The sequence below is a fragment of the Rhodococcus sp. OK611 genome, from assembly GCF_003050885.1.
Lineage (GTDB): Bacteria > Actinomycetota > Actinomycetes > Mycobacteriales > Mycobacteriaceae > Rhodococcus_G > Rhodococcus_G oryzae.
The window spans coordinates 177,979-198,852 of record NZ_QAOZ01000008.1 but is presented as its reverse complement, the minus strand read 5'-3'; the positions used below and the strand labels follow the sequence as shown (position 1 = coordinate 198,852).

At 69.0% G+C, this 20,874-nt stretch carries 19 protein-coding genes and 1 pseudogene; 14 read left to right on the top strand and 6 right to left on the bottom strand.

Annotation, left to right across the window (positions count from 1 at the left end; translation table 11 throughout):
• Positions 1–39: 39 nt before the first annotated feature.
• Positions 40–1,665 (top strand): AMP-dependent synthetase/ligase, encoded by a 1,626-nt coding sequence (locus tag C8K38_RS12310; RefSeq protein ID WP_097211731.1) that lies wholly within the window; start codon positions 40–42, stop codon positions 1,663–1,665.
• Positions 1,666–1,761: 96 nt separating this feature from the next.
• On the opposite strand, the gene C8K38_RS12305 is transcribed toward C8K38_RS12310, so the two are convergent.
• From C8K38_RS12305 to C8K38_RS12295, 3 genes are all read right to left on the bottom strand, one after another.
• Entirely contained in the window at positions 1,762–3,138 is a 1,377-nt protein-coding gene (locus C8K38_RS12305; protein ID WP_097211730.1) for a flavin monoamine oxidase family protein, read from the bottom strand.
• A 113-nt stretch (positions 3,139–3,251) separates the two neighbouring features.
• Complete coding sequence (locus tag C8K38_RS12300; protein WP_136911111.1) at positions 3,252–3,797, bottom strand: TetR/AcrR family transcriptional regulator; 546 nt, start codon at positions 3,795–3,797, stop codon at positions 3,252–3,254.
• 54 nt (positions 3,798–3,851) lie between these two features.
• Positions 3,852–5,414, bottom strand: coding sequence for a hypothetical protein (locus C8K38_RS12295; RefSeq protein ID WP_257017475.1), 1,563 nt, complete (start codon positions 5,412–5,414; stop codon positions 3,852–3,854).
• A gap of 341 nt (positions 5,415–5,755) precedes the next feature.
• On the opposite strand from C8K38_RS12295, the gene C8K38_RS12290 reads away from it, so the two are divergent.
• The 6 genes from C8K38_RS12290 (at position 5,756) to C8K38_RS12270 (ending at position 10,332) form a co-directional block, all read left to right on the top strand.
• Positions 5,756–7,441, top strand: a complete 1,686-nt coding sequence (locus C8K38_RS12290; RefSeq protein WP_257017474.1) for an alpha/beta hydrolase — start codon at positions 5,756–5,758, stop codon at positions 7,439–7,441.
• A gap of 11 nt (positions 7,442–7,452) precedes the next feature.
• The gene (locus C8K38_RS27640; RefSeq protein ID WP_257017469.1) at positions 7,453–8,085 is read left to right on the top strand and encodes an alpha/beta fold hydrolase; all 633 of its coding nucleotides are present in this window, start codon (positions 7,453–7,455) and stop codon (positions 8,083–8,085) included.
• Positions 8,046–8,489 carry a hypothetical protein gene (locus C8K38_RS27635; RefSeq protein ID WP_257017468.1) on the top strand — a complete coding sequence of 148 codons (444 nt, stop codon included), beginning with the start codon at positions 8,046–8,048 and terminating at the stop codon, positions 8,487–8,489. Before C8K38_RS27640 ends, C8K38_RS27635 begins: the two co-directional genes overlap by 40 nt.
• Positions 8,490–8,567: 78 nt before the next feature.
• A complete protein-coding gene (locus C8K38_RS12280; RefSeq protein ID WP_097211727.1) occupies positions 8,568–9,203 on the top strand; it encodes a pyridoxamine 5'-phosphate oxidase family protein in 636 nt (211 codons plus the stop codon).
• Between the two features lie 59 nt (positions 9,204–9,262).
• On the top strand, positions 9,263–9,889 hold the full coding sequence (locus C8K38_RS12275; RefSeq protein WP_097211726.1) for a DJ-1/PfpI family protein: 627 nt from the start codon (positions 9,263–9,265) through the stop codon (positions 9,887–9,889).
• A complete protein-coding gene (locus tag C8K38_RS12270) occupies positions 9,886–10,332 on the top strand; it encodes a MarR family winged helix-turn-helix transcriptional regulator (protein ID WP_097211725.1) in 447 nt (148 codons plus the stop codon). Before C8K38_RS12275 ends, C8K38_RS12270 begins: the two co-directional genes overlap by 4 nt.
• A 31-nt stretch (positions 10,333–10,363) precedes the next feature.
• On the opposite strand, the gene C8K38_RS12265 is transcribed toward C8K38_RS12270, so the two are convergent.
• The gene (locus C8K38_RS12265; protein WP_097211724.1) at positions 10,364–10,684 is read right to left on the bottom strand and encodes a DUF6191 domain-containing protein; all 321 of its coding nucleotides are present in this window, start codon (positions 10,682–10,684) and stop codon (positions 10,364–10,366) included.
• A 67-nt stretch (positions 10,685–10,751) separates the two neighbouring features.
• On the opposite strand from C8K38_RS12265, the gene pip reads away from it, so the two are divergent.
• Positions 10,752–11,717 (top strand): prolyl aminopeptidase, encoded by a 966-nt coding sequence (gene pip, locus C8K38_RS12260; protein WP_257017467.1) that lies wholly within the window; start codon positions 10,752–10,754, stop codon positions 11,715–11,717.
• Positions 11,718–11,883: 166 nt separating this feature from the next.
• Entirely contained in the window at positions 11,884–12,639 is a 756-nt protein-coding gene (locus tag C8K38_RS12255) for an alpha/beta hydrolase (protein WP_097211722.1), read from the top strand.
• A gap of 294 nt (positions 12,640–12,933) precedes the next feature.
• Here C8K38_RS12255 and C8K38_RS12250 read toward each other — a convergent pair whose 3' ends face one another.
• Positions 12,934–13,740 (bottom strand): MBL fold metallo-hydrolase, encoded by an 807-nt coding sequence (locus tag C8K38_RS12250; protein WP_097211721.1) that lies wholly within the window; start codon positions 13,738–13,740, stop codon positions 12,934–12,936.
• 70 nt (positions 13,741–13,810) lie between these two features.
• On the opposite strand from C8K38_RS12250, the gene C8K38_RS12245 reads away from it, so the two are divergent.
• The 3 genes and pseudogenes from C8K38_RS12245 to C8K38_RS12235 all read left to right on the top strand — a co-directional run bounded on the left by C8K38_RS12245 (position 13,811) and on the right by C8K38_RS12235 (position 16,530).
• Positions 13,811–14,761: a GlxA family transcriptional regulator gene (locus C8K38_RS12245; protein ID WP_097211720.1), complete on the top strand. Its 951-nt coding sequence runs from the start codon at positions 13,811–13,813 to the stop codon at positions 14,759–14,761.
• 84 nt (positions 14,762–14,845) lie between these two features.
• Positions 14,846–15,385: pseudogene (locus C8K38_RS12240) on the top strand (LLM class flavin-dependent oxidoreductase); the annotation flags it as partial.
• Positions 15,386–15,519: 134 nt separating this feature from the next.
• Positions 15,520–16,530: a LacI family DNA-binding transcriptional regulator gene (locus C8K38_RS12235; protein WP_097211718.1), complete on the top strand. Its 1,011-nt coding sequence runs from the start codon at positions 15,520–15,522 to the stop codon at positions 16,528–16,530.
• A 4-nt stretch (positions 16,531–16,534) separates the two neighbouring features.
• On the opposite strand, the gene C8K38_RS12230 is transcribed toward C8K38_RS12235, so the two are convergent.
• Positions 16,535–17,035 carry a nuclear transport factor 2 family protein gene (locus C8K38_RS12230; protein ID WP_097211717.1) on the bottom strand — a complete coding sequence of 167 codons (501 nt, stop codon included), beginning with the start codon at positions 17,033–17,035 and terminating at the stop codon, positions 16,535–16,537.
• Between the two features lie 193 nt (positions 17,036–17,228).
• On the opposite strand from C8K38_RS12230, the gene C8K38_RS12225 reads away from it, so the two are divergent.
• Together C8K38_RS12225 and C8K38_RS12220 are read left to right on the top strand one after the other, a co-directional pair.
• Entirely contained in the window at positions 17,229–18,404 is a 1,176-nt protein-coding gene (locus C8K38_RS12225; protein WP_097211716.1) for an NADH:flavin oxidoreductase, read from the top strand.
• Between the two features lie 136 nt (positions 18,405–18,540).
• Positions 18,541–20,859 (top strand): FHA domain-containing protein, encoded by a 2,319-nt coding sequence (locus tag C8K38_RS12220; protein ID WP_097211813.1) that lies wholly within the window; start codon positions 18,541–18,543, stop codon positions 20,857–20,859.
• The last annotated feature ends 15 nt before the right edge of the window (positions 20,860–20,874 follow it).

The following is a 20,874-nucleotide window of genomic DNA, read 5'->3' as shown; positions in this document are numbered from 1 at the left end:
TCCCAGCGGACTCCTCACTCATCTCAGAAAGGCCCCGCAATGACGACCATTCCCGAACTGTTCCAACGCAATGCCGACCTGTTCCACGACAAGCCGGCGCTCACCCATGACGGAGTGACGCTCACCTGGGGCGAAGCCCAGTTGAGCATCGCCCGGATCGCGCTGGGCCTGTCCCGGCTCGGTGTCCGGAAGGGCGATCGCGTCGCGATCATGATGTCGAGCCGCCCGGAGCACTGGTTGACGGACCAGGCGGCGGTGCACCTCGGTGCCCTTCCGGCCACGGTCTACGGCACCATGCCGTCCTCCCAGATCGCCTACGTGGCGAATCACAGCCGGGCGCGTGTGGCGGTGCTAGAGGGAGCTGACGAGGTCGAACGCTGGCTCCCGGTGCTCGACCAACTCCCCGAGCTCGAGCACGTCGTCGTGCTCGATCCGGAGGCGTGTGTGGCCGGCGACGAGCGCTTCGTCAGGTGGTCCGACGTGGTGACGGAGGGGACGGACCTCGAGGCGTTCGAGGCTGTCTGGCGGGAGATCACCGAGGACGATCCGGTGACGCTGATTTACACCTCTGGGACGACCGGCGTGCCCAAGGGGGTGTTGCTGACGCACCGCAACGTGATCGCCAATGCGGAGGCGAGGGACGCGGCGGCGCCCACGCCCGAACACTTCCGCAGCGTCTGCTACCTGCCCCTCGCGCACATCGCCGAGCGCATGGTGTCGGTCTACATGATCGTTCACAAGGCAGGCCACGTGACCTTCTGCCCCGATCCGAGTCGGCTGGTGGAGCAGCTCGTCCGGACTCGCCCGACCAGCTTCTTCGGTGTCCCCCGAATCTGGGAGAAGCTCGCCGGGGCGCTGCGTTCGCGGCCGGGTTCGTCTGCCGCGGACGTCGGACTCGACGAGGTCCTGTGGGCCTGCAGTTCGGCTGCTCCGCTTTCGGTCGCTGTGCAGGAGTACTTCCGGTCGCTGGGAGTCTCGATCGTCGAGGCGTGGGGGATGACCGAAGCGACCGGTGTGGTCACCTCCACCAGCGCGGAGGATTTCCGGTTCGGTTCGGTCGGTATCCCTATCCCGGGCACCGAGATCAAGCTGCTGGAGGACGGCGAGATCCTCGTGCGCGGTCCGATCGTGTCACCGGGCTACCTCCAGGAGGACGGATCACTCGTCTCCGTCACCGACGACGACGGCTGGATGCACTCGGGCGACGTAGGACGAATCGACGAGGACGGGCATCTCTACATCGTCGACCGCAAGAAGGACCTGATCATCACCGCGGGCGGGAAGAACATCGCGCCCGCCGCGGTGGAGGCGCTGCTGACCAAGCACCCCCTGGTCGGTCAGTCGCTGGCCTACGGCGACCGCCGGCCGTACCTGGTCGCACTCATCGTTCTCGACCAGGAAGCGGCTGCGGCGTGGGCGACCTCGCGTGACATCGCCTTCGCCACACCGGCTGAGCTCGCCACACATCCCGATGTGATCGCGGAGATCGACCGCGCGGTCGATCTCGCCAACGAGGACCTCGCTCGGGTGGAACAGGTCAAGCGCTATCGGGTGCTTCCGACGGAATGGACCCCGGAAGGCGGCGAACTCACCGCGAGCCTGAAGATCAAGAGGCGTGCCGTGCACGAGAAGTACGGCGACGTGTTCGACGCCCTGTACGCGTAGCGCCCCGCCCCGCCCCGGATCGGACCGGGGCGGGTTCACCACGGGTCGTGCTTCGAATACGGAGTCAGCCAGGGTGCGCGCCTCGGCCGTACACGGTCATCCGATTCGGCGGATGAGGTCGGCCTCGCGCCGGCCGGAGAGAAGCGCGCCATGGACCGTGGAGGATTCGGTGGCGTGCGTGGCCTCACCGGCGAAGAAGACTCGGTTGCCAACCGGTTCGGCGACGATGTCCCGGTCGTCGGGGGTGGAGTCGATGCCGGGGTAGGAGTAGGAGCCGCGGGCGTAGGGGTCGGACGACCAGCGAGTGATCCGATAGTCGCGGGGTTCGGGCACACTCTCGCCGTACATGGCGCGCAGGGCGAGCATCCCCTCGGCGACGGTGGCAGTGTCGTCGAGGGTTTCGATGCGGCGCGCGACCGACCCGCCGCGCAGCGCGGCGATCACGGGCACCCCGGTGACGCTTTGTAGCGGAAACCATGCGGCCATCGGATCGTTCGGCACGCCGAATTGGGCGATGAGCTCGGCGTCATCCCAGAACTGGGTGTCGAAGCGTAGATACAGCTTGTTGTAGACGCCCATGCCGAGGCGTCGGATCGCCTCCTGTTTCTTCGCTGGCAACGGCGGATCGAAGGTGACGGCATCGGTCTTCAGCACCCCCAGCGGCAGGGTGACGACCACGTGATCGGCATGGAAGACACCGTGGTCGGTGTGCACCCGAACCCCGGTGGTGTCGTGGGCGATCCGATCGACGACATGACCCAATCGCACGTCCAGGCCCTCGGCGAGCCGGGTCGGGATCTCGTCGTAGCCGCGGGGAAAGACCACCTGATCGCCGCCGTGGCTCACGTGGTGCTGGCCGACCCACAGCGGGACCTGTTCGGGGTCGGCGCCGAAAGAGTCCTGGATGAAGTGGTGGACGGTGTTTCGGACGCGGTCGGCACGGATGCCGGTCAGGCGCAGCTGCGTCAGCACCAGGTCGATCGCGGCGGCGAAGGAGGTGTTCGCGAACCGTGGGAGCGCGGACAGCACCTGTATTGCGGCCAGGGCCGCCGCTGCGTCGGCTTCGTGCTCCGCCATCTCGGCCGCGGTCAGGTGGTCGCCGCCGCTGTAGGTGGTGATGACGTTCTGATTGAGCACCACGGTGGGGAGCTTGAACTCGTCGCGCAGCTCGGTGACGGGGTTGCCGTCGATGCCATGGATCCAGGAGGCGCCCAGGTCCAGCGGCATGTCTCGCCAATTGCGATCGGTCCACAATCGACCTCCCATGCGGTCGCGCGCTTCGAGCACTGTCACCCGGCGTCCATCTCGGGCGAGGTCGCGTGCTGCGGTGAGCCCCGCGATGCCGGCTCCGATCACCAGCACAGAACCGGTGCCCGGCGTCGATGCGTTGGCGCTGCGGCGCCCGAAGCCTGCGGCCGATGTGGTTGCGAGGATCGCGGCTCCGATAAGCACGGACCGTCGGTTCGGACTCATGGTGGTTCCTTCCTTGGACCCTCTGAGGCGGTACAACTAAGGCCCTTATGGTACATCGATGTACCAGATATCGCGCTGCCTGAAGTGCCGGGCGCCCAACGATCCTCGAGAACTCAGTCGCGCTTGGCTGCCCCGTGCAGGATCATCGAGAGGAGGAAATCGGGTGCCTGCCGGGAGCCCATTTGCTCGTCGAGGACCAGGTACCAGGCGGTCTCCGCCAGCCCGAAGAGGGTGAAGGACAACCACTGCGGCGGCAGTTCGGGGCGGATGTGGCCCTCGCGCTGGCCGCGGGCGAAGAACTCGTCGAGACGGTTCATCAGGTCCTCGGCCCGCGCGACCAGTGCCGGCTGGCTCAGGAGATGCGGTTCCAGGGACAGGACTCCCCAGATCTGGGCCAGCGGCAGAAAGTTGTTCGTCAGTGCGGTCAGTGCGGTCTGGAAGTCCGCTGTGCCGAGTTCGGCGGCGTCGAGTGCCTCGGCCGCCCTGGCATGAATGCGGTCGGCCAATGCGGTGACGAGTGTCTCGCGAGTCGGAAACAATCGCGTCAATGAGGTGCGGCTGATCCCGGCTGCCTGTGCGATCGACTGCATGGATGCGCCCCTGTCGCGTGCCAGAACGGGGGTCGCGGCGGCCAGGATGGTCTCTCTCATCGTTGACACGCGATCATCGTAGTTGGGGATCGTCTCCGCTCCCGTGCTCGCTTGCGCGTGTGGCTACCGCACGACCAGGTCGTGATCGGTGGCGCTGAGGGTGATGGGCGCCACGCGCTTGCCCCGCGACCAGTCCCGCACGAACGCGTCGAGGGTCGGGTCTGCGCCACGCGCGTCGTAGGCGGCGCGGGGTACCTCGATCGCGCCGACCAGATGCCTCGGCTGATCGTCGAGGCCGGTACCGCGCGGCCCCAAGCGCAGGCCGTCCGCGGTGTGTAGAAGCACCGGGATCGTCTTCCCGTCGGGGGCGGTGACCGTGGCGGGCCGGGTGGTCGCGGCCGGATCGAAATGCTCGACGGACAGCCGGTAGGCCGAGGGACCGGCGTGCAAGCCGGCCTCGTCGAGCAGGCGCGGATCGAGGATCGAGTACGGAACCTGCGCCTCGACGAGCAGCTCGGCGTCGATCAGGGTGTCGCGCGCGGGCAGCTGCGCCGACAGATTCCACGGCGCGGGCGGTGCCAGGGTGTCCGACGACCGGTCCGACGGCGGATTCTTCAACGGGGTTCCGGGCAGGGGCGCGCCGGTGGCCGCGAACGACCAGGCCGGCGCATTCAGGTCTTTGTGCCAGAAGCCGGACCTGCCGTCCTGGCGTCCGGCGACTCGCAGCTCACGACGGTCCGGACCCACGCCGGTGGAGTGCACGCTGATGGCCGAGGTGATCTCGCCGGGGATCTTGGGCTGGTGCACCCAGTCCTGTGCGGGTAGCTGGATCGCCGCGAAGTGGTGGAACCACGACTCGAACGCCGAGTTCGGGGCGGTGGGTTTGCCGCTCTCGTCATCCCAGCTGTATCGGAAGAACACCGAGTCTCCGCCGGTACCGTCGATGTCGTAGTTGCGGGTGTACATGTCGCCGTACTTGTTCATCACGAAAGTGGTTGAAGCCGAGGAAGACAGCGCGATCGATTGGAAGCGCCCGCCGACGGGGCCGCCGATCTCGTAGCTGTCGTCGTCGGGCAACCACGGGTCGGCGTACGTGATGCGGCTGCCGTCCCCGGTCAGCGTGGGCACCATCGTCATCTTCGCGAGCCCGAAGTAGTGGATCCGGCCGGCGACGTCCGCGTAGGTCTGGTTGTCCCAGGGTGATCCGACGCTCAGCGCCCAGGCGCCGGGATCCCCGCCCGGAAGCCGCTTGCCCTTGCCCAGCCACAGCGGCGCCCCGAACGACGAGGTCCAGTTCCAGAAGAGCGGAGCCTGCGAGGCGTTGTCCATGGTGTAGATCCACCCGTCCTCGTCGACCGCGATCAGCTCGTCGTCGTCCACCGAGATCCCGACCAGGCGATCGCGCAGGCACGTCGGCAGCGGCGCGTATCGCCACGGCTCGGGATTGGCGCCGTTCCACGACCGGGGCCGGGTCAGCAACGCATTTCCGGCCAGCGCGTAGTCCCAGAACTTGTTGAACTGAGTTGTCTGGGTGCGCAGTTCGACGCTCGCCGGCGCGCCCGACCCCGCGAACTCCGGCAGCCCCGCCAACCCGTCCCTGGCTCCGAATGATGGCAGGCCGGGCGGTACCTGCGCGGTGCCGAACGGGACGCAGTCGGCGGGTGCGCTCGATGCGGGCGCGGCCATCGCGGCAGGCACCGACGCGGTCAGCGCCACAACCGCAATCGAGCACACGACGGCGGTGCGAACTCGCGATCGGGGGGCATCGTCGAGATAGGTAGGAATGCTCACGACATGAAACATCAACTGCCATTGATGGTTTGTTACATGTCCCAGGTCGACGGCCTCGCTCGACCAGACCTCCGGCCCAATCCTCGGTGATGATCCCTGCTCCACATCCCCAAGCCGACGAGGTGACTGTGGCATGTTCCAATGGGAAGAGGCGCGGACAGGGGGAAATGGTCGCGGCGGAAGCGAAGTGGGCCGACGCGGCCGACTTCGCTACAAGGGGAGGGGTTGCAGTGCGCATGGTCCTTGGGGGACGGGCCCGGCGATCGCGTGTCGTCGTCGCGGCGGGGTCCGCGTTGCTCATCGGGTTCGCGGGGAGCGTCACTGCCACCGCGGCGCCGGTCTCGGAGGTGGGTGTCCCTCCTGGGTTTGCCGAACAGGAGCTCCGCTGGCGTCCGTGTCCGTCGGACCTCCTCGACCACGCGCTGGCCGGCGGCGGCTACGCGGCGGCCCGATCGGCCGTACTGCCCGGTCTCGACTGCGCACGCATCCGCACCCCGCTCGACTGGGCGCATCCCGCCGACGGGCGCGAGGCGACGTTCTGGATCTCGAGGCTTCCCGGTACAGGCAGTGCGACCACACCGCTGCTGACCAGCACCGGCGGTTCGGGCGCCGGTACCCTCCTCGATCCGCACAGCTTCTCCGGCGGAATGCCGAAGCTCCGGGAATCGTTCGACCTCGTCGGTTTCGACGCGCGGGGAACATCCACGTCGTCGACGGCGCAGTCCTGCGATCCGGCCGTTTCCGGGGATCCGGGCCTCCTCGGGACCGGGCCGCGGGAGGGCTACGACATCCTCGACTTCTCGGCGCCCTCCGTGGCCCGTCAGCTGGACGACGCCCGGCGGTGGACCGAGCGATGCCTCGCCGGGGCGGCCACGACCCCGGATGGCGCGTCGACGGCACCCTACGTCACCTACTGGCAGACGGTGCGTGACCTCGACCTGGTGCGGGAGCTCCTGCGCGCGGACAAGTGGAGCTACCTCGGGGTGTCGCAGGGGACCGCGCTCGGGCGAGAGCTGGCGCGGACCTTCCCCGGCCACGTCGACCGATGGGTGCTCGATTCCGTCGTCGATCCGCTCAGGAGCCCGAACGCGGTTCTGCAAGAACGGTATCGGGCCCGGCAGCAGGCCGTCGAGACCGAGTTCGCGCCCTGGGCCGCGACCCGCGGAACCGTCCTCGGGGACAACGCGGAGCGGGTACTGGCATCGATCACGACGCTCCGCGCCGACCTCGCCGCCCGGCCCATCCGGCTTCCCGGGGGTCAGGCGTTCACCTCGAACGACCTGAACCCCATCCTGTTCGGCGTCGGGAACGCCGCCAACGAGGCCGTGCTGTCGAAACTTCTGACGATTCGCGCGGCGGTGCAAGGGGGTTCGTCACCCGCGTCGGTCCAGGCGGTCGTCGCGATGGTCTCCCAGTTCCAGCTCTCGCCGCTGATCGACCGCGAGCTGGGTGCCGTTCTCTCCGGCGCCCCGCGGCAGGGCTGGTGGACGGCCTACAACTGCAATGCCGCGGAATGGAGCCACGACACCAATGCCGTCCTCGCGGAGCAGCAGTGGGCGGCCGAGCAGGCGCCGCTGACGTACCTCGGGATGGGGTTCTCCGCCGTGTGCGCGCAGTGGCCGTTTCCTGGGCGGGCGGATTCGCAGTCGGAGTGGGGCGAGGTGCCGGGCATGCTGCTGATCACCAACGAGCGTGACGCCGTCACACCGGCCGGCGGCGCGCGCGCCCTCCGCGACCTGGTCGCCGGTTCGCGACTGGTCACAGTGGAGGGCAAAGCCGCCCACCTCGTCCTGCCCCAGCGGACTCCGTTCGGGCTCCCCGGCGGCGTTCCGGGAACCAGCTCGTGCGCCACGGACATCGCCGTCCGCTACCTGACGGCCGGTGAACTGCCGAGGAAAGACCAAACCTGCAAACCCAATTGAGCCTGGAGGCCATGGTGAACAGCGAGACGTCGAAGCGATCGCGGCCGCGCCGCGTCCTCCGTGTTGTCGGTCGGGTGATCGCCGGCGTCGTCGCTCTGGCCGTCCTCGCCGTTGCGGTCTCGGCCGGCTTCCATCGGTGGCAGACACCGCGCGACAAGGCGGCCATCGAGGAAGCGATTGGTGCCGATCACCGCTATGTCGAGGTGGACGGGCGCCGGATGAGCGTCGCGGTCCAGGGATCGGGACCGCGCACCATCGTCATGATGCCCGGACTGGGCACGCCGGAACCCATCCTCGGCTTCGCCCCGCTGGCTCGTCGCCTGGCGGAGAAGAACACGGTCGTCACCGTCGAGTACTTCGGGCTGGGCCTCAGTGACGGCACCGACGCCCCCCGCACCAGTGAGGCGATCGTGACCGAGACGCGGGCCGCGCTGCGCGGTCTGGGGCTGAACGGTCCTTATGTCCTGATGCCCCATTCGATCTCGGGTCTGTATGCGACGTGGTGGGCCACGCACCGGCCGGACGAGGTTGCCGCCGTTGTGGGCTTGGACGACGAGCGCTACACCTCGGACGGCGCCAAGGGCGAACCGACTGGCCGGGCTGGATGTCCAAAGTCACCTCTGTCGGCGGCATCCGCGACCTGATCGCCCTGGACAAGCGCACCGATTACCTGGGCCTGGTGGCCGACTATCGTCAGAGTCTCGGCGATGCCGCCGAGTACACCCCGGACCAGCAGGACCGGTACCTGGGGGCGTACTCCTGGGTGTTGAACCCGACGATGCTGGACGAGGTCGCCCGCGAGCCGGAGAACGTGCGAGCGGTCGAGGGGGCCGTGTTCCCGCCGACGTTGCCGGTCCTGTCGATTTTGGCTGCCTCCTCGCTCGAGGCGGAACCGGAGTGGGGGCCCTCACACCGCGCGGCGATCAGCAATCCGTCGATCCAGCAGGTCGCGATCCTCGACGGCCATCACTATCTGTTCCACGTTCAGGCGGCGACGATCGCCGCGCTGACGGAGCGTTTCCTCGACGACCACGTCAAGGCGCCCTGAGCCGGCGAATTGTGGTCTTGTTGATTTGAGTGATTCTGGGCCTGTCGGCGATTCCGGAAAGTGGGCACGATTCGGTGCATGGAGCAGATCAGGAGATACGCCGACCTCGCCAGAAGTGACCGATCCGATCTCGACGCGGTGCTGGACGCCGCTGCGGTGGGCACCCTCTCGACCGTGGTGGACGGACTGCCGTGGGTGGTGCCCATGCTCTACGCCCGCGGCGGTGACCGCATCGTGCTGCACGGGTCGACGGGTGCCGGCGCCCTGCGGCACGTCGCGGCCGGCGCGCCAGTGGCGTTCTCGGTGACGATGCTCGACGGGATCGTGGTGGCGGACACCCTGTTCGACTCCACGGCCAACTATCGGTCGGCCGTCGTGCGGGGCCGCCTGACCGCGTTCAGCGGGGACGGTGCGGTGGATGCCCTCGACTTGTTGTCCGATGCGCTGATCCCCGGCCGGAGCTCGGAGGTGCGCACCCACACGAAGAAGGAGCTCGCGGCGACCCTGGCGATCGCCCTGCCGATCGAGCCGGGCTGCTGGACGGTCAAGGTGCGCGACGCGCCACCGCCCGCGCCGTCGGCTGCCTCCGGCGACTGGGCGGGCGTGGTCCCGCTGCGGACCGTGGCCGGTGAGCCGGAACCCGCACCGTGGGTGCGGGAGGGCGTCCCGGAACCGGAATCCGTGCGCCGACTGGTCACCGCGGTGAGGGTGTGACGACCTCCATCGGCCAAACCCCTAGTGACAGCATGCTGTCTATATGACAGAATGCTGTCATGAGGAACCAAGTGGTGCACCTGGCCATCTACGACACCCTCGCGGACTGGGAGACCGGTCACGCCATCGCGCACATCAACCAACGTCAGTGGCAGCGCGAACCGGGTCGCTACTCGGTGTCCACCGTCGGGCTGACCCTGGACCCGGTGACCAGCAGCGGCGGCGTGCGCATGATCCCGGACCTCCTCCTGGCCGATCTCGACCCCGGGGACAGCGCGATGCTGATCCTGCCCGGGGCCGATACCTGGATCGGGGGCGACACCCTGGCGCCGTTCGCGGCAAAGGCGCGCGCGTTTCTCGACGCGGGCGTGCCGGTCGCGGCGATCTGCGGCGCGACCTACGGGCTCGCGGGCGAGGGCCTGCTCGACGACCGTGACCACACCAGCAACGTCGCGTACTTCCTGGCCATGACCGGCTACGCGGGCGGCGGCCGGTACCGGGACGAGCCCGCGGTGACCGATCGGAACCTGATCACCGCGGGCGCGACGAACCCCGTCGAGTTCGCCCGCGAGATCCTGGGGCGCCTCGATGTCTACACCCCGGAGGTGCTCGACGCCTGGTATCGGCTGTACGCGCACTCGGACGCGAGCGCGTTCGAGGTGCTGCAGGCGGCGACCGCGCAATGACCGAGCCGAAGCCGTCGGAGCTGCTCGCCGGCGCCGCCCTGACCGCGTTCCGGCTCAACGGCCAGTTCCTGGCGGTGGCGGAGCAACTGGCCCGGCCGACCGGTCTCACCGCCGCGTGGTGGCAGGTGCTCGGCGCGATCGTCGACGAACCACTGCCGGTCGTGGGCATCGCGCGGGCTATGGGCATCACCCGGCAGAGCGTGCAGCGGATAGCGGACCTGATGGTGGACAAGGGATTCGCGGAGTACCTGCCGAATCCCGCCCACCGCCGGGCGAAGCTGCTGCGTCTGACCGCCCAGGGTCGGGCGGCGATGCGGCGCATCACGCCCGACCAGCGGGCCTTCGCCGACCGGCTCGCGAATCAGCTGGGGGTCGAGGAACTCGGCCGTGCGCTGGAGGCGCTGGAACAGCTGTCGGCGGCCCTCGACGTGCTGGCGGACTGACCCGCCGAGAGGGGGCCCGGTCCCGAATCCGTCAGCGCGGGACGTCACCCGCGTTGCGCAGCACAGCCCGGTTCGATGCGATATCCACGCGCACCAGCGGCGGTGCCCCGTCCGCGTCGTCCTCGCGATGCATCAGGGACACCTGGCGCTGCTCGAACTCGTGATGCTTCGAGCCCTGGAACATCGCCGTGACCTGCTCGAAGCCGGTGGCCGACACGGTGCCGCGCCCACCGCGGCGGGTCCACGGCAGGAAACGGCCGCCGGTGAGGCGATTGAACAGGGTCTCGGCGAACGCGGCCAGGACGAGCAGGCACACCAGCCCCGGAATCGTCATCGCGAACAGCATCCCCATGCGGTCCGAGTGTAGGCGCGATCTCGAGGATGTGGATCGGACGTCGGCGGTTCGGCATGCTGTTTCGGTGACCACGCGATACCCGCCGATCGAGCCGTACGAGACGGGCCTGCTCGATGTGTCCGACGGGCATGTCCTCTACTGGGAGAGCGTCGGCGACCCTGACGGGGTGCCGGTGCTGTTCCTGCACGGCGGTCCTGGCTCCGGCGCTACCGCCGGTGCCCGACGGTATTTCGACCCGGCGCGGAGCCGGGCGGTGCTGTTCGATCAGCGCGGCTGCGGCCGCAGTCGCCCGCTCGCGGACGGACCCGACGCGGACCTCTCCTCGAACACCACCGCTCACCTGGTGGCGGACATCGAGCGGCTGCGCGAGCATCTGGGTATCGACCGGTGGATCGTGAGCGGGATGTCGTGGGGTGTGACGCTGGCACTGGCCTACGCGCAGCAGCACCCCGGCCGGGTGCCGGCGATGGTGCTCGGCGCGGTGACCGCCGGCACCCGCGTCGAGATCGACTGGATCACCCGCGCGATGGGGCGGGTGTTCCCACAGGAGTGGGAGCGATTCGTCGAGGGGGTCCCCGAGGCCGAGCGCGGTGGTGATCTCGCGGCGGCCTACGCGCGGCTGCTGTCCGACCCGGATGCGGCGGTTCGTGAGGAGGCGGCCAGGAAATGGTGCGAGTGGGAGGAGGCGCACGTGTCCCTGGTGCCTGACTGGCAACCGAGCCAGCGGTACTCGGATCCGTTGTTCCGCAGCATCTTCGCACGTATGGTCACGCACTACTGGAGCAATGACTGCTTTCTCGAGGAGGGGCAGGTCATGGCCTCGATGAACCGGATCGCAGCGATCCCGGCCGTTCTCGTCCACGGTCGCTACGACGTGTCCGGTCCGTTGGACACCGCGTGGCGGATGGCCCGGCTGTGGCCGGCGAGTCGGCTCGTGGTCGTCGACGATGCGGGGCACGGAGGCGGTGGCTTCGTCGCGGAGTTCACGGCAGGCGTCGATGCAATGCTTGCCCGCGTTCTGAATCCCTAGCTGATAGCCTCCGGGAGTCGCCGAAAGACGACCGTGACACATTCGAGGAGGTGAGACCCGTGAACGCTGTATCCACTGGGTGCTCCCCCTGTTCTTCACGGTCGGGCGACTGAAATAGACGTCGCCGGGAGCGCCCCCACAAGGCAATCCCGAAAGGCAACGACCTATGCATTTCACTGCGGAGACATCGTCGAACGGTGTCGTCGAACGCAATTTCACTCTGGGTGACATCACCGGCCTGCTCTGGTCGCCGGCATCCGGCTCCGAGCCCGCGCCGCTGGTGCTGATGGCGCACGGTGGCGGCCAGCACAAGAGTTCTCCGGGAATCCTGGCCCGCGCGCACCGGTTCGTGAGGGCCTGCGGTTTCCACGTCGCCGCCCTCGACGCGCCCGGGCACGGTGAGCGGCCCCGAACCGCGGCGGACGAGCAGCACATCGCCGTCCTGCGGCAGGCTCAGGCCGCGGGCGAGCCGCTCGGCCCGGTCGTCGTGGAGATCCACAAGGACCTCGCAGCTCGCGCCGTGCCGGAATGGCGGGCGACGCTGGACGCTCTCCTAGCGTTGCCGGAGATCGGCGCCGACGTCCCGGTCGGCTTCTGGGGCATCATGCAGGGCACCGGGATCGGGGTGCCGTTGACGGCGGCCGAGCCCAGGATCGCCGCGGCCGTCTTCGGTTGCCTCGGGCATGAATCGCTGACCGAGGCTGCGGCACAGATCACCGTCCCGATCGAGTTCCTGCTCCAGTGGGACGACGAGCACGTCGAACGTCAATCCGGTCTCGCTCTGTTCGACGCCTTCGCCTCGAAGGAGAAGTCGTTGCACGCCAACGCCGGCGGGCACGTCGACATGCCCAGATTCGAGATGGACAGCGCGACCCGCTTCTTCGCCCGTCATCTCGGACAGGTCGGTGCGTCACCGGCCTGACGTGACGGGAATCGGGTCGTGTTGTTCGGAATCCGGCCCCGGGATTCGGTCGCTTATGTATAAATGGGTCGTCCCTCGAGTCGGTCGAGGCGGCAGATCCCAACGGTGAGAAGGAGTCTCGATGCTGGTGTTCGACCCCGTCATCTCGTTGTTCAACGAGATCGCCAGTGCGCTCGGTTCTAGCGACTTGGTCGTCGAGACCTAGGACCACTCCGGAAACGGTGGGTCGAGTCACTGGATTCGACCCACCGTTTCCGTGTTCGGGGGTGTCCGCGGTCGCGGCGCCCCACGAGTTCAGATGTCGAAGTACGTGCCGGGCACCGGCGTGTGCAGGCGTGCGTCGAGTCCGGCGGACTCGAACGCCGCCGCGAACCGGTCCGCGCCCTCGGTGAAATGCGCCCAGCCGTCGGTGTGCACGGGGATGACGACGGACGGGTTGAGGATCCGGGCCACCTCGACCGCCTCCGCCGACGTCAGGGTGACCGGCACCGGGAAGCGGCCGGGATCCGCGGCCCCGGCGAAGAGGACCGCGATGTCGACGGGGCCGAGCCGTTCCCCGATCTCGCGGGTCAGCTCGACGGACGCGTTGTCCCCCGAGACGTAAATCGTGGGAATCCCCTTGGCGCTGAGCACGAACCCGGTGACCGTGCCGGTGATCGGTTCGCATCCGGCGGGGCCGTGCAGCGCCGGGACCGCCGTGACGGTGAGTTCGCGGCCGTCCGGGGCGGTGACCGTCGTGTGGTCCCACGGTGCGAGTCCGGTCACCCCGGCCAGTCGCCCGGCCGCCTCCGGCGTGGAGAGCACCGTTTCGACCCGGCCGAGCAGTCGGCGGCCCGCGTCGTCGAGATTGTCCGCGTGCTGATCGTGCGACAGGAGCACGAGGTCGATGGGGCCGAGCGCCTCCGCGGGGAGCGCGGGCGCGGTCAGCTTGGTCAGGGTGACGCCGCCCTCGTAGCTGCCCGGCTCGTCGAACGTCGGATCGGTGAGGATGCTCAGGCCGGCCACCTTCAGGTGCAGGGTGGGGCCACCCACGAGGACCGCCCGAACGCCGTGCGCCGCTGCGGAACCGGTCGATGTCGTGCTCGCTGTTGTCGAGGTCATGCCCCAAGCATCGGCCGTTCGCCCAGGCGGGACCAGTGGCCCTCAGGACATGTTTCGCTAAGATCGGGCCATGGTCAGTTCGGTCGCGGTGATTGCCTTTCCCGACATCAGCCCGTTCCACCTCTCGGTGCCGTCGCTGGTCTTCGGGCACGCGGAGAACCGCGGCACGGCGCCGCGCTACCGGGTCACCATCTGCGCCGAAGATCCGGGCATCCTGCCCACCAACGCCGGCTACGACGTCGCGGTGCGGAGTTCCCTCGACGCGCTGGTCGAGGCGGACACGGTGGTGGTCCCGAGCTGGGTGCAGGCCCGCCGGCCGTCGGATGCGTTGCTCGAGGCGATCCGGCGGGCGCACGGGCGCGGGGCGCGCATCGTCGGACTGTGCCTGGGCGCCTTCCCGATCGCCGATTCCGGGATCCTCGACGGGCGCGAGGCGGCGACCCACTGGCATGCCGCGGAGGACCTGGCGCGTCGGCATCCGCAGGTGACGGTCAGATCGGACGTGCTGTGGTCGGATCTCGGCGACGTGGTGACCTCGGCCGGTACGGCCGCGGCGCTCGACTGCTGCCTGCATCTGGTCCGATCGGACCACGGTGTCTCCGCCGCGACCGCGCTCGCCCGTCGACTGGTGCTGGCTCCCCACCGCAGCGGCACCCAGGCGCAGTTCATCCCGGTCCCCGTGCGCGAGCAGGACGGTGAGGACGAGATCGAGCGGGCGATGGCGTGGGCCCGGATGAACCTGTCCGAGCCCGTCGACCTCGATCACTGGTCGCGGGTGGTCCTGATGACCAGGCGCACCTTCACCCGGCGGTTTCGCGAGCGCACCGGGTCGAGCCCGCAGCAGTGGCTGCTCGTGCAGCGGCTGGATCGGGCCCGGCTGCTGCTGGAGACGACGGAGCTCGGCGTCGACGCGGTGGCCGGCGAATCGGGCTTCGGGTCGCCTGCGTCGCTGCGGCTGCATTTCGGGCGCGCGTTCGGAATCAGCCCGTCGGCGCATCGGGACCTGTTCTCGACCGGGTGACCGGGCGCCGCCCGCGTCCTTGGGGAGGGCCGCCGCGGGCAGAAACCGCGGCGGAATCCGCGTCGCGGTGGCAACGTGGCCCTCATGAGGGCATTCCGATTCTCGTACAACATCTTCGGACTCGGCTCGCGCAATGACCTCGTGGACAGTTGTCGCCGCGCCGAGCGCCTCGGCTACGACACGGTGTTCGCCGCGGACCACCTGGGCGTCGCCGCACCCTTCCCCGTGCTGGTCGCCGCGGCCGCGGCGACCGAGCGGCTGCGCGTCGGCACGCTGGTGCTCAACGCCCCGTTCTGGAATCCGGCGCTGCTGGCACGCGAGATCGTCACCGCCGACATCCTCACCGGCGGCCGCCTGGAGGTCGGCCTCGGCGCGGGTCACATGAAATGGGAGTTCGACGAGGCGGGCATCGCGTGGGAACCGTTCGGCGCAAGGGCGGAGTCGCTGCTCACCACGATCGACCGGCTCCGCCTGCTGTTCGCCGACGCCGGTTACGAGCAGCAGTCGGGACTGCGGGAGGCCTTCGGGGTCGCAGTGCTCCGACCCACTCAGCGCGTCGGATTCGGCGGCTTCGGACCGCCGCTGAACGTCGGGGGCACCGGCGACCGGATCCTGCGGATCGCGCCGGTCATCGAGCGGGTGCGCGCGCTCGGCGGTTGACGGCCTTTCGCCGCCATCAACGGTCGGCCGCGCGTGTAGCGTTCCGGGTATCCCGCTCCGATACCCGGGGCGGGCGGTCGGAGGTCAAGGGGACGACGGTGGACCGGGCGCGAGAACGACGGCCGACCAGCGCAGACGTCGCGCGTCACTCCGGAGTGTCGAGGGCCACCGTGTCCTATGTGCTCAACGGTCGCGACGACCACCCGATCAGCGAGCAGACGAAGCGACGCGTGCTGGCGAGCGTCGACGCCCTCGGGTACACGCCGAACCTCACGGCGAGCGCTCTGCGCGCCGGTCGCAGCAACATCGTGCTGATGCCGATGCCCGACATCCCGCTCGGGTTCGCGGTCGACGCGATCCTGCAGGGGCTCGATCTGGGTCTGTCGGAGCGGGGGCTCCGCTTCCTCCTGCACGGCGACCGCAATTCGGGCGGCGTGGCCGGTGCCCGCGCGTGGGCGCAGCTCCGCCCGGCAGCGGTCTTCACCGACACCTCGCGCTGCGACGCCGAGGCGGCGGCGCTGCTGCGGAGGGCCGGGGTGCGGGCCGTGCTCCTCGCCGGACCAGAGGTGGTCCCGTACGCGCCGACCGCGCGGTTCCAATTCGATTCGCTGGCCGACTGTGCGGCAAGGTATCTCGCGGTCCGACGCGGCTATCGACGACTCGCGTGCCTGGTGCCGGGGGCCGAACTCGCCGAGCTCGGGGAGCGCCGGTTCCGGGTGTTCGCGTCGGCGGCCGCGCAGGAAGGGGCCTCGGTCGAACGGGTCGACTGCGCCCTGTCGATCGACAGCCTGCTCCCCGTCCTCTCGGTCTGGCGCGATCCGGGACGCCGCCCGGACGCGGTGTACGCGTACGACGACGAGTTCGCGTTGGTGCTGATCCAGGCGCTGCGGGAGGTGGGGCTGGAGGTGCCGCACGACATCGCCGTCGTCGGGTCCGACAACCTGCCGCTCGGCGCGATCCTGCGACCGCACCTGACGACGACCTGCGTCGACCTGCCGGCTGTCGCGTCGGGCCTGGCGGAGTCGATTCACCGTCTGGTCGACGGACTCCCCTTCGAACCGCTCGGCGATCTCTTCGCCCCGCGAGTGGTGGTCCGGCAGTCGGCCTGACGGGTCACCGCGGGGTGATGACGGCCCGGTCCCCGGTTTCGGCGCGGACGGCGATGACCCGGCTCGTCAACGCCCAGCCGGTGTCGGTCCGGGTCCACGAGTCGTCGTAGTCGCCGAGGCATTCGTAGACCGCGCCCTCGTTCGTGCCCGCGCCGACGTGGAACGCGCGGAAGTACGACCGAGTCCGGGCGGTGTCCCCGTCCAGCTGCACCTGCACGTTGCCCATGAGGTGTTGCGTCGGGCCGCATGCGTCCAGGTGGGCCCGGACCACGGCGAGAACCGCGTCGGCGCCCTCGACGAAGTAGGCGCGGGCGTCCTCGGTCATCGACGACCGGAGCCCTGGCCAGTCCTTCGCGTCGAGTCGGGCCTGGAACCGGTGCAGGCTGTCGACCACCGCCTGGTGATCGAGCAGCTGCCCGAAGTCGGCGGGCGGAGTCGATCGGAACGTCGAATCTGGCCCATCAGTTCGCACAGCTGCGCCGCCCTTCCCTGGTTGATTCGTCATGTTTCCCCTGGCCCAACGGGTGACACGTGTAACACTCTATGCGCCCGCCTTCCGGTGCCACGGGGTTTCCCGCTGAGTGAGACGGGTCACATCGGGTCCGGGTGTTCGGCCGCAATCTGGTGCACGCACCTGACCTCGACAGCCGGCTCAGTCGTCTGCGCCGCGGTCCCCCCGAACACATTGGAGGACTCCCATGACCCATCCCGATGTCCTGGCCCCGGCCAAGCTGGGCCCGATCACCCTGCGTAACCGGATCATCAAGTCCGCGACGTTCGAGGGCAAGACGCCGAACGCTCTGGTGACCGATGAGTTGATCGAGTTTCATCGTCGTCCGGCCGCGGGCGGGGTCGGCATGTCCACGGTCGCGTACTGCGCGGTGGCGCCGGAGGGGCGCACGGAACGCGGGCAGTTGTGGATGCGGCCGGAGGCCCTGCCGGGGCTGCGGCGGTTGACCGACGCGATCCATGCCGAGGGGGCGGCGGCGTCGGCGCAGCTGGGCCATGCCGGGCCGGTGGCGAACGAGAAGTCGACGGGTTTGCCTGCGTTGGCGCCGTCCCGGTCGTTCAATCCGATGAGCATGCGGATGATCCGGTCGGCGTCGAAGGATGACATCGCGCGGATCACCGAGGCGCACGGGACGGCGGCTCAGCTGGCTGTGGACGGCGGGTTCGACGCGGTGGAGATCCATTTCGGTCACAACTATTTTGCGAGCTCGTTTCTGAGTCCGAAGCTCAATCACCGCAAGGATTCCTACGGTGGTTCGTTGGAGAATCGTGCGCGGGTGGTGCTCGAGACTGCGCGCACCGTGCGGGCGGCGGTCGGTGACAGGGTCGCGATCTTGGCGAAGCTGAACATGGATGACGGTGTGCCGGGCGGGTTCTGGGTGGACGAGGCGATCCAGGTTGCGCAGTGGTTGGAGGCGGACGGTGGCGTCGATGCGTTGGAGCTGACGATGGGCAGTTCGTTGCTCAACCCGATGTATCTGTTCAAGGGCGATGCTCCGGTGCGGGAGTTCGCGGCGGCGATGCCGCAGCCGGTGCGGCTCGGCGTGCAGCTGATCGGCAAGCAGATGTTTCACGCGTATCCGTATCGGGATTTGTTCATGCTCGAGCAGGCCCGTCAGATCCGGGCCGCGGTGAAGCTGCCGCTTGTGCTGCTCGGCGGGGTGACCGACAGGGCCGGCATGGACACCGCGATGGCCGAGGGTTTCGAGTTCGTGGCGATGGCGCGGGCGTTGCTGCGGGAGCCGGATCTGGTCAACCGCATCGCCGAGGACGCCCGTGCGAAGTCGCTGTGCATCCACTGCAACAAGTGCATGCCGACGATCTTCTCCGGCGCCCGGTGTGTGCTGGTCGAGCGCGCCGGCTAGTTCGCAGCGCAGTTGCCCCAGTTGCCCCAGCGGCCCCAGCGGCCCCACCCGGACACCGAGGAGGGGGGTCGACGTACGTGCGACCATGGAAGAGCCGACGCTCTACACCCGATAAGGCTGACCGGAGGCCGTGGCGATGGACGACCGGGCGAGGAACGAGCACCAGCGGGTCGTGGTCGAGACCGATCACGGCCGCGCAAGCTACAGCGCAGGCAAAGCCGTACGCATCGGCAGGGATCCGCAATTGGAGATCACGATTGTCGATCCGTTGGTGTCGCGCGAGCATGCACGGCTCAGGTGGGACGAGGGATGGCAGCTCGTCGACGCCGGCAGCAAGAACGGTATCTACGTCGGCGGCGAGCGGCGAGAGAAGGTCCCCGTCACGAGCCACGTCCTCGTCCGGCTGGGTGACGCGGTCGAGGGGCCCGTCGTGCGGATCTCGATCGAAGATCCCGACGCGACGCGACTGGACGTGGGCGGTCGATTTGACGAGTCGACGATCGAGGTAGGGGCCTCGAGCGGCCCGCCCCCGACACCGCACGAGGCGGTCCCGGCGGGATCCCTCACGGTGGGACGGTCGCCCGACAGCGACATCGTCGTCCGAGATGTGCTGGCCTCGCGCCATCACGCCATCGTCCACAACGGGCCGTCCGGCCTCGAGATCGACGACCTGGGGAGCGCCAACGGAACGTTCGTCGGCGGCGCCCGGGTGTCGCGCGCGCAGCTGACCGACGGCGACGTCGTCACGATCGGCAACACCGATTTCAGCGTGCAGGAAGGCCGGCTCGTTCCACGGCAGGTGGTGGCCCCGACCGCAGGCGGGCTGCGGGTGGACGGCGTCGGACTCGTCATCGAAGGCGGGCGGCGACTGCTCGAGGAGGTCGCCTTCACTGCGGGACCCGGCAGCCTCACCGCGGTGATCGGGCCCTCCGGCGCGGGAAAGACCACGGTCGCCAAGATCATCTCCGGTTCGGGAAGCCCCACGGAAGGCGTCGTCGAATTCGAAGGGCGCAGCGTGCACACCGACTATTCGGTACTGCGCTCCCGCATCGGCATGGTCCCCCAGGACGACGTCGTCCATCGCCAGCTGACCATCCGGAGGGCACTCGGCTACGCCGCGGAGCTGAGACTGCCGCCGGACACGAGCCGGGCCGACCGTGAGGAGGTGATCGCAGGGGTACTCGACGAACTGCAACTGACCGAGCACGCCGACACCCGCGTCGATCGTCTCTCCGGCGGACAGCGCAAACGCGCATCCGTCGCGCTGGAGTTGCTGACGGGTCCATCCCTACTCATCCTCGACGAGCCGACCTCGGGTCTCGACCCCGCGCTCGACCGGCAGATCATGGCGACGTTGCGCCGTCTCGCCGATTCGGGCCGCGTCGTCGTCATCGTCACGCATTCGCTGTCGTACCTCGAGATGTGCGACCAGGTCCTCCTCCTCGCTCCGGGCGGCAAGACCGCGTATGTGGGCCCGCCCGACCGAGTCGGGGCCGCGCTCGGCAGTACCGACTGGGCCGACATCTTCGCCCGTGTCGCATCCGACCCGGACGGGGTGTTCGCCGAATATCGCGCCACCCGCCCCGAGGCGGTGCCGCCACCGAGCCCGCCGGGGCCTCTCGGTCGCCCCGCACACACGTCGGGGCGCAAGCAGCTGAGCACCGTCGCCCGCCGCCAGGTTCGGCTGATCCGCGCCGACCGGGGCTACCTGATCTTCCTGTCGCTTCTGCCCTTCGTGCTCGGCGGGCTGGCCTTGCTCGTGCCGGGCGACACCGGGTTCGGGCCGTCGGGTACCGACGTATCCGGTGAACTCACCCAGATCCTGGTGGTGCTGATTCTCGGCGCCGCCTTCATGGGCTGTTCACTGACCATCCGCGACCTGGTCGGTGAGCGCATGGTCTATCAGCGCGAACGTGCCGCCGGGCTGCTGCCGTCCGCCTACCTGACGGCGAAGATCGTCGTGTTCTGCGCCGCCGCGATCGTGCAGTCGGTGATCATGGTGCTGATCGTCTTCGTGGGCAAGGGTCTCCCTGGTCGCGGCAGCTTGATCCCCTCGGGCTCGGTCGAACTGATCGTGGACATCGCCGCCACCACTTGTTGCTGTGTGCTGGTCGGATTGGCGTTGTCGTCGGTGGCGCGCTCGAACGAGCAGGTACTGCCGATGCTGGTGGTCACGATCATGGCGCAGCTGGTGATGTGCGGAGGATTGATCACGATCACCGGACGCGCCGTACTCGAACAGGTCGCGTGGCTCTTCCCGTCCCGCTGGGGGTTCGCGGCCGCGGCCTCGACGGTGGACCTGGTCACGAATTCCACCGGCACCGAGCCGGACACGCTGTGGCAGCACACCGCATCGTGGTGGCTGCTCAGCATCGCCATGTTGGTGCTCATCAGCTGTGTGCTCGCAGTCTTCACCTACAGCCGGCTCCGGCTGCGCCGTCCGCGCCGGAGCTGACCGCCGACGACGGGC

Excerpts from the sequence above, each read along its gene's own strand:
- C8K38_RS12250 (WP_097211721.1), bottom strand. The coding sequence starts at position 13,740 with ATGACCTCGACAACAGCGAGCACGACATCGACCGGTTCCGCAGCGGCG.
- C8K38_RS12255 (WP_097211722.1), top strand. The coding sequence starts at position 11,884 with ATGCATTTCACTGCGGAGACATCGTCGAACGGTGTCGTCGAACGCAAT.
- C8K38_RS12230 (WP_097211717.1), bottom strand. The coding sequence starts at position 17,035 with ATGACGAATCAACCAGGGAAGGGCGGCGCAGCTGTGCGAACTGATGGG.
- C8K38_RS12275 (WP_097211726.1), top strand. The coding sequence starts at position 9,263 with ATGAGGAACCAAGTGGTGCACCTGGCCATCTACGACACCCTCGCGGAC.
- C8K38_RS12305 (WP_097211730.1), bottom strand. The coding sequence starts at position 3,138 with ATGAGTCCGAACCGACGGTCCGTGCTTATCGGAGCCGCGATCCTCGCA.
- C8K38_RS12225 (WP_097211716.1), top strand. The coding sequence starts at position 17,229 with ATGACCCATCCCGATGTCCTGGCCCCGGCCAAGCTGGGCCCGATCACC.
- C8K38_RS12220 (WP_097211813.1), top strand. The coding sequence starts at position 18,541 with ATGGACGACCGGGCGAGGAACGAGCACCAGCGGGTCGTGGTCGAGACC.
- C8K38_RS12280 (WP_097211727.1), top strand. The coding sequence starts at position 8,568 with ATGGAGCAGATCAGGAGATACGCCGACCTCGCCAGAAGTGACCGATCC.
- C8K38_RS27635 (WP_257017468.1), top strand. The coding sequence starts at position 8,046 with ATGTCCAAAGTCACCTCTGTCGGCGGCATCCGCGACCTGATCGCCCTG.
- C8K38_RS12295 (WP_257017475.1), bottom strand. The coding sequence starts at position 5,414 with ATGGCCGCGCCCGCATCGAGCGCACCCGCCGACTGCGTCCCGTTCGGC.
- C8K38_RS12310 (WP_097211731.1), top strand. The coding sequence starts at position 40 with ATGACGACCATTCCCGAACTGTTCCAACGCAATGCCGACCTGTTCCAC.
- C8K38_RS12265 (WP_097211724.1), bottom strand. The coding sequence starts at position 10,684 with ATGGGGATGCTGTTCGCGATGACGATTCCGGGGCTGGTGTGCCTGCTC.
- C8K38_RS12245 (WP_097211720.1), top strand. The coding sequence starts at position 13,811 with ATGGTCAGTTCGGTCGCGGTGATTGCCTTTCCCGACATCAGCCCGTTC.
- C8K38_RS12270 (WP_097211725.1), top strand. The coding sequence starts at position 9,886 with ATGACCGAGCCGAAGCCGTCGGAGCTGCTCGCCGGCGCCGCCCTGACC.
- C8K38_RS12290 (WP_257017474.1), top strand. The coding sequence starts at position 5,756 with ATGGTCCTTGGGGGACGGGCCCGGCGATCGCGTGTCGTCGTCGCGGCG.
- C8K38_RS27640 (WP_257017469.1), top strand. The coding sequence starts at position 7,453 with ATGGTGAACAGCGAGACGTCGAAGCGATCGCGGCCGCGCCGCGTCCTC.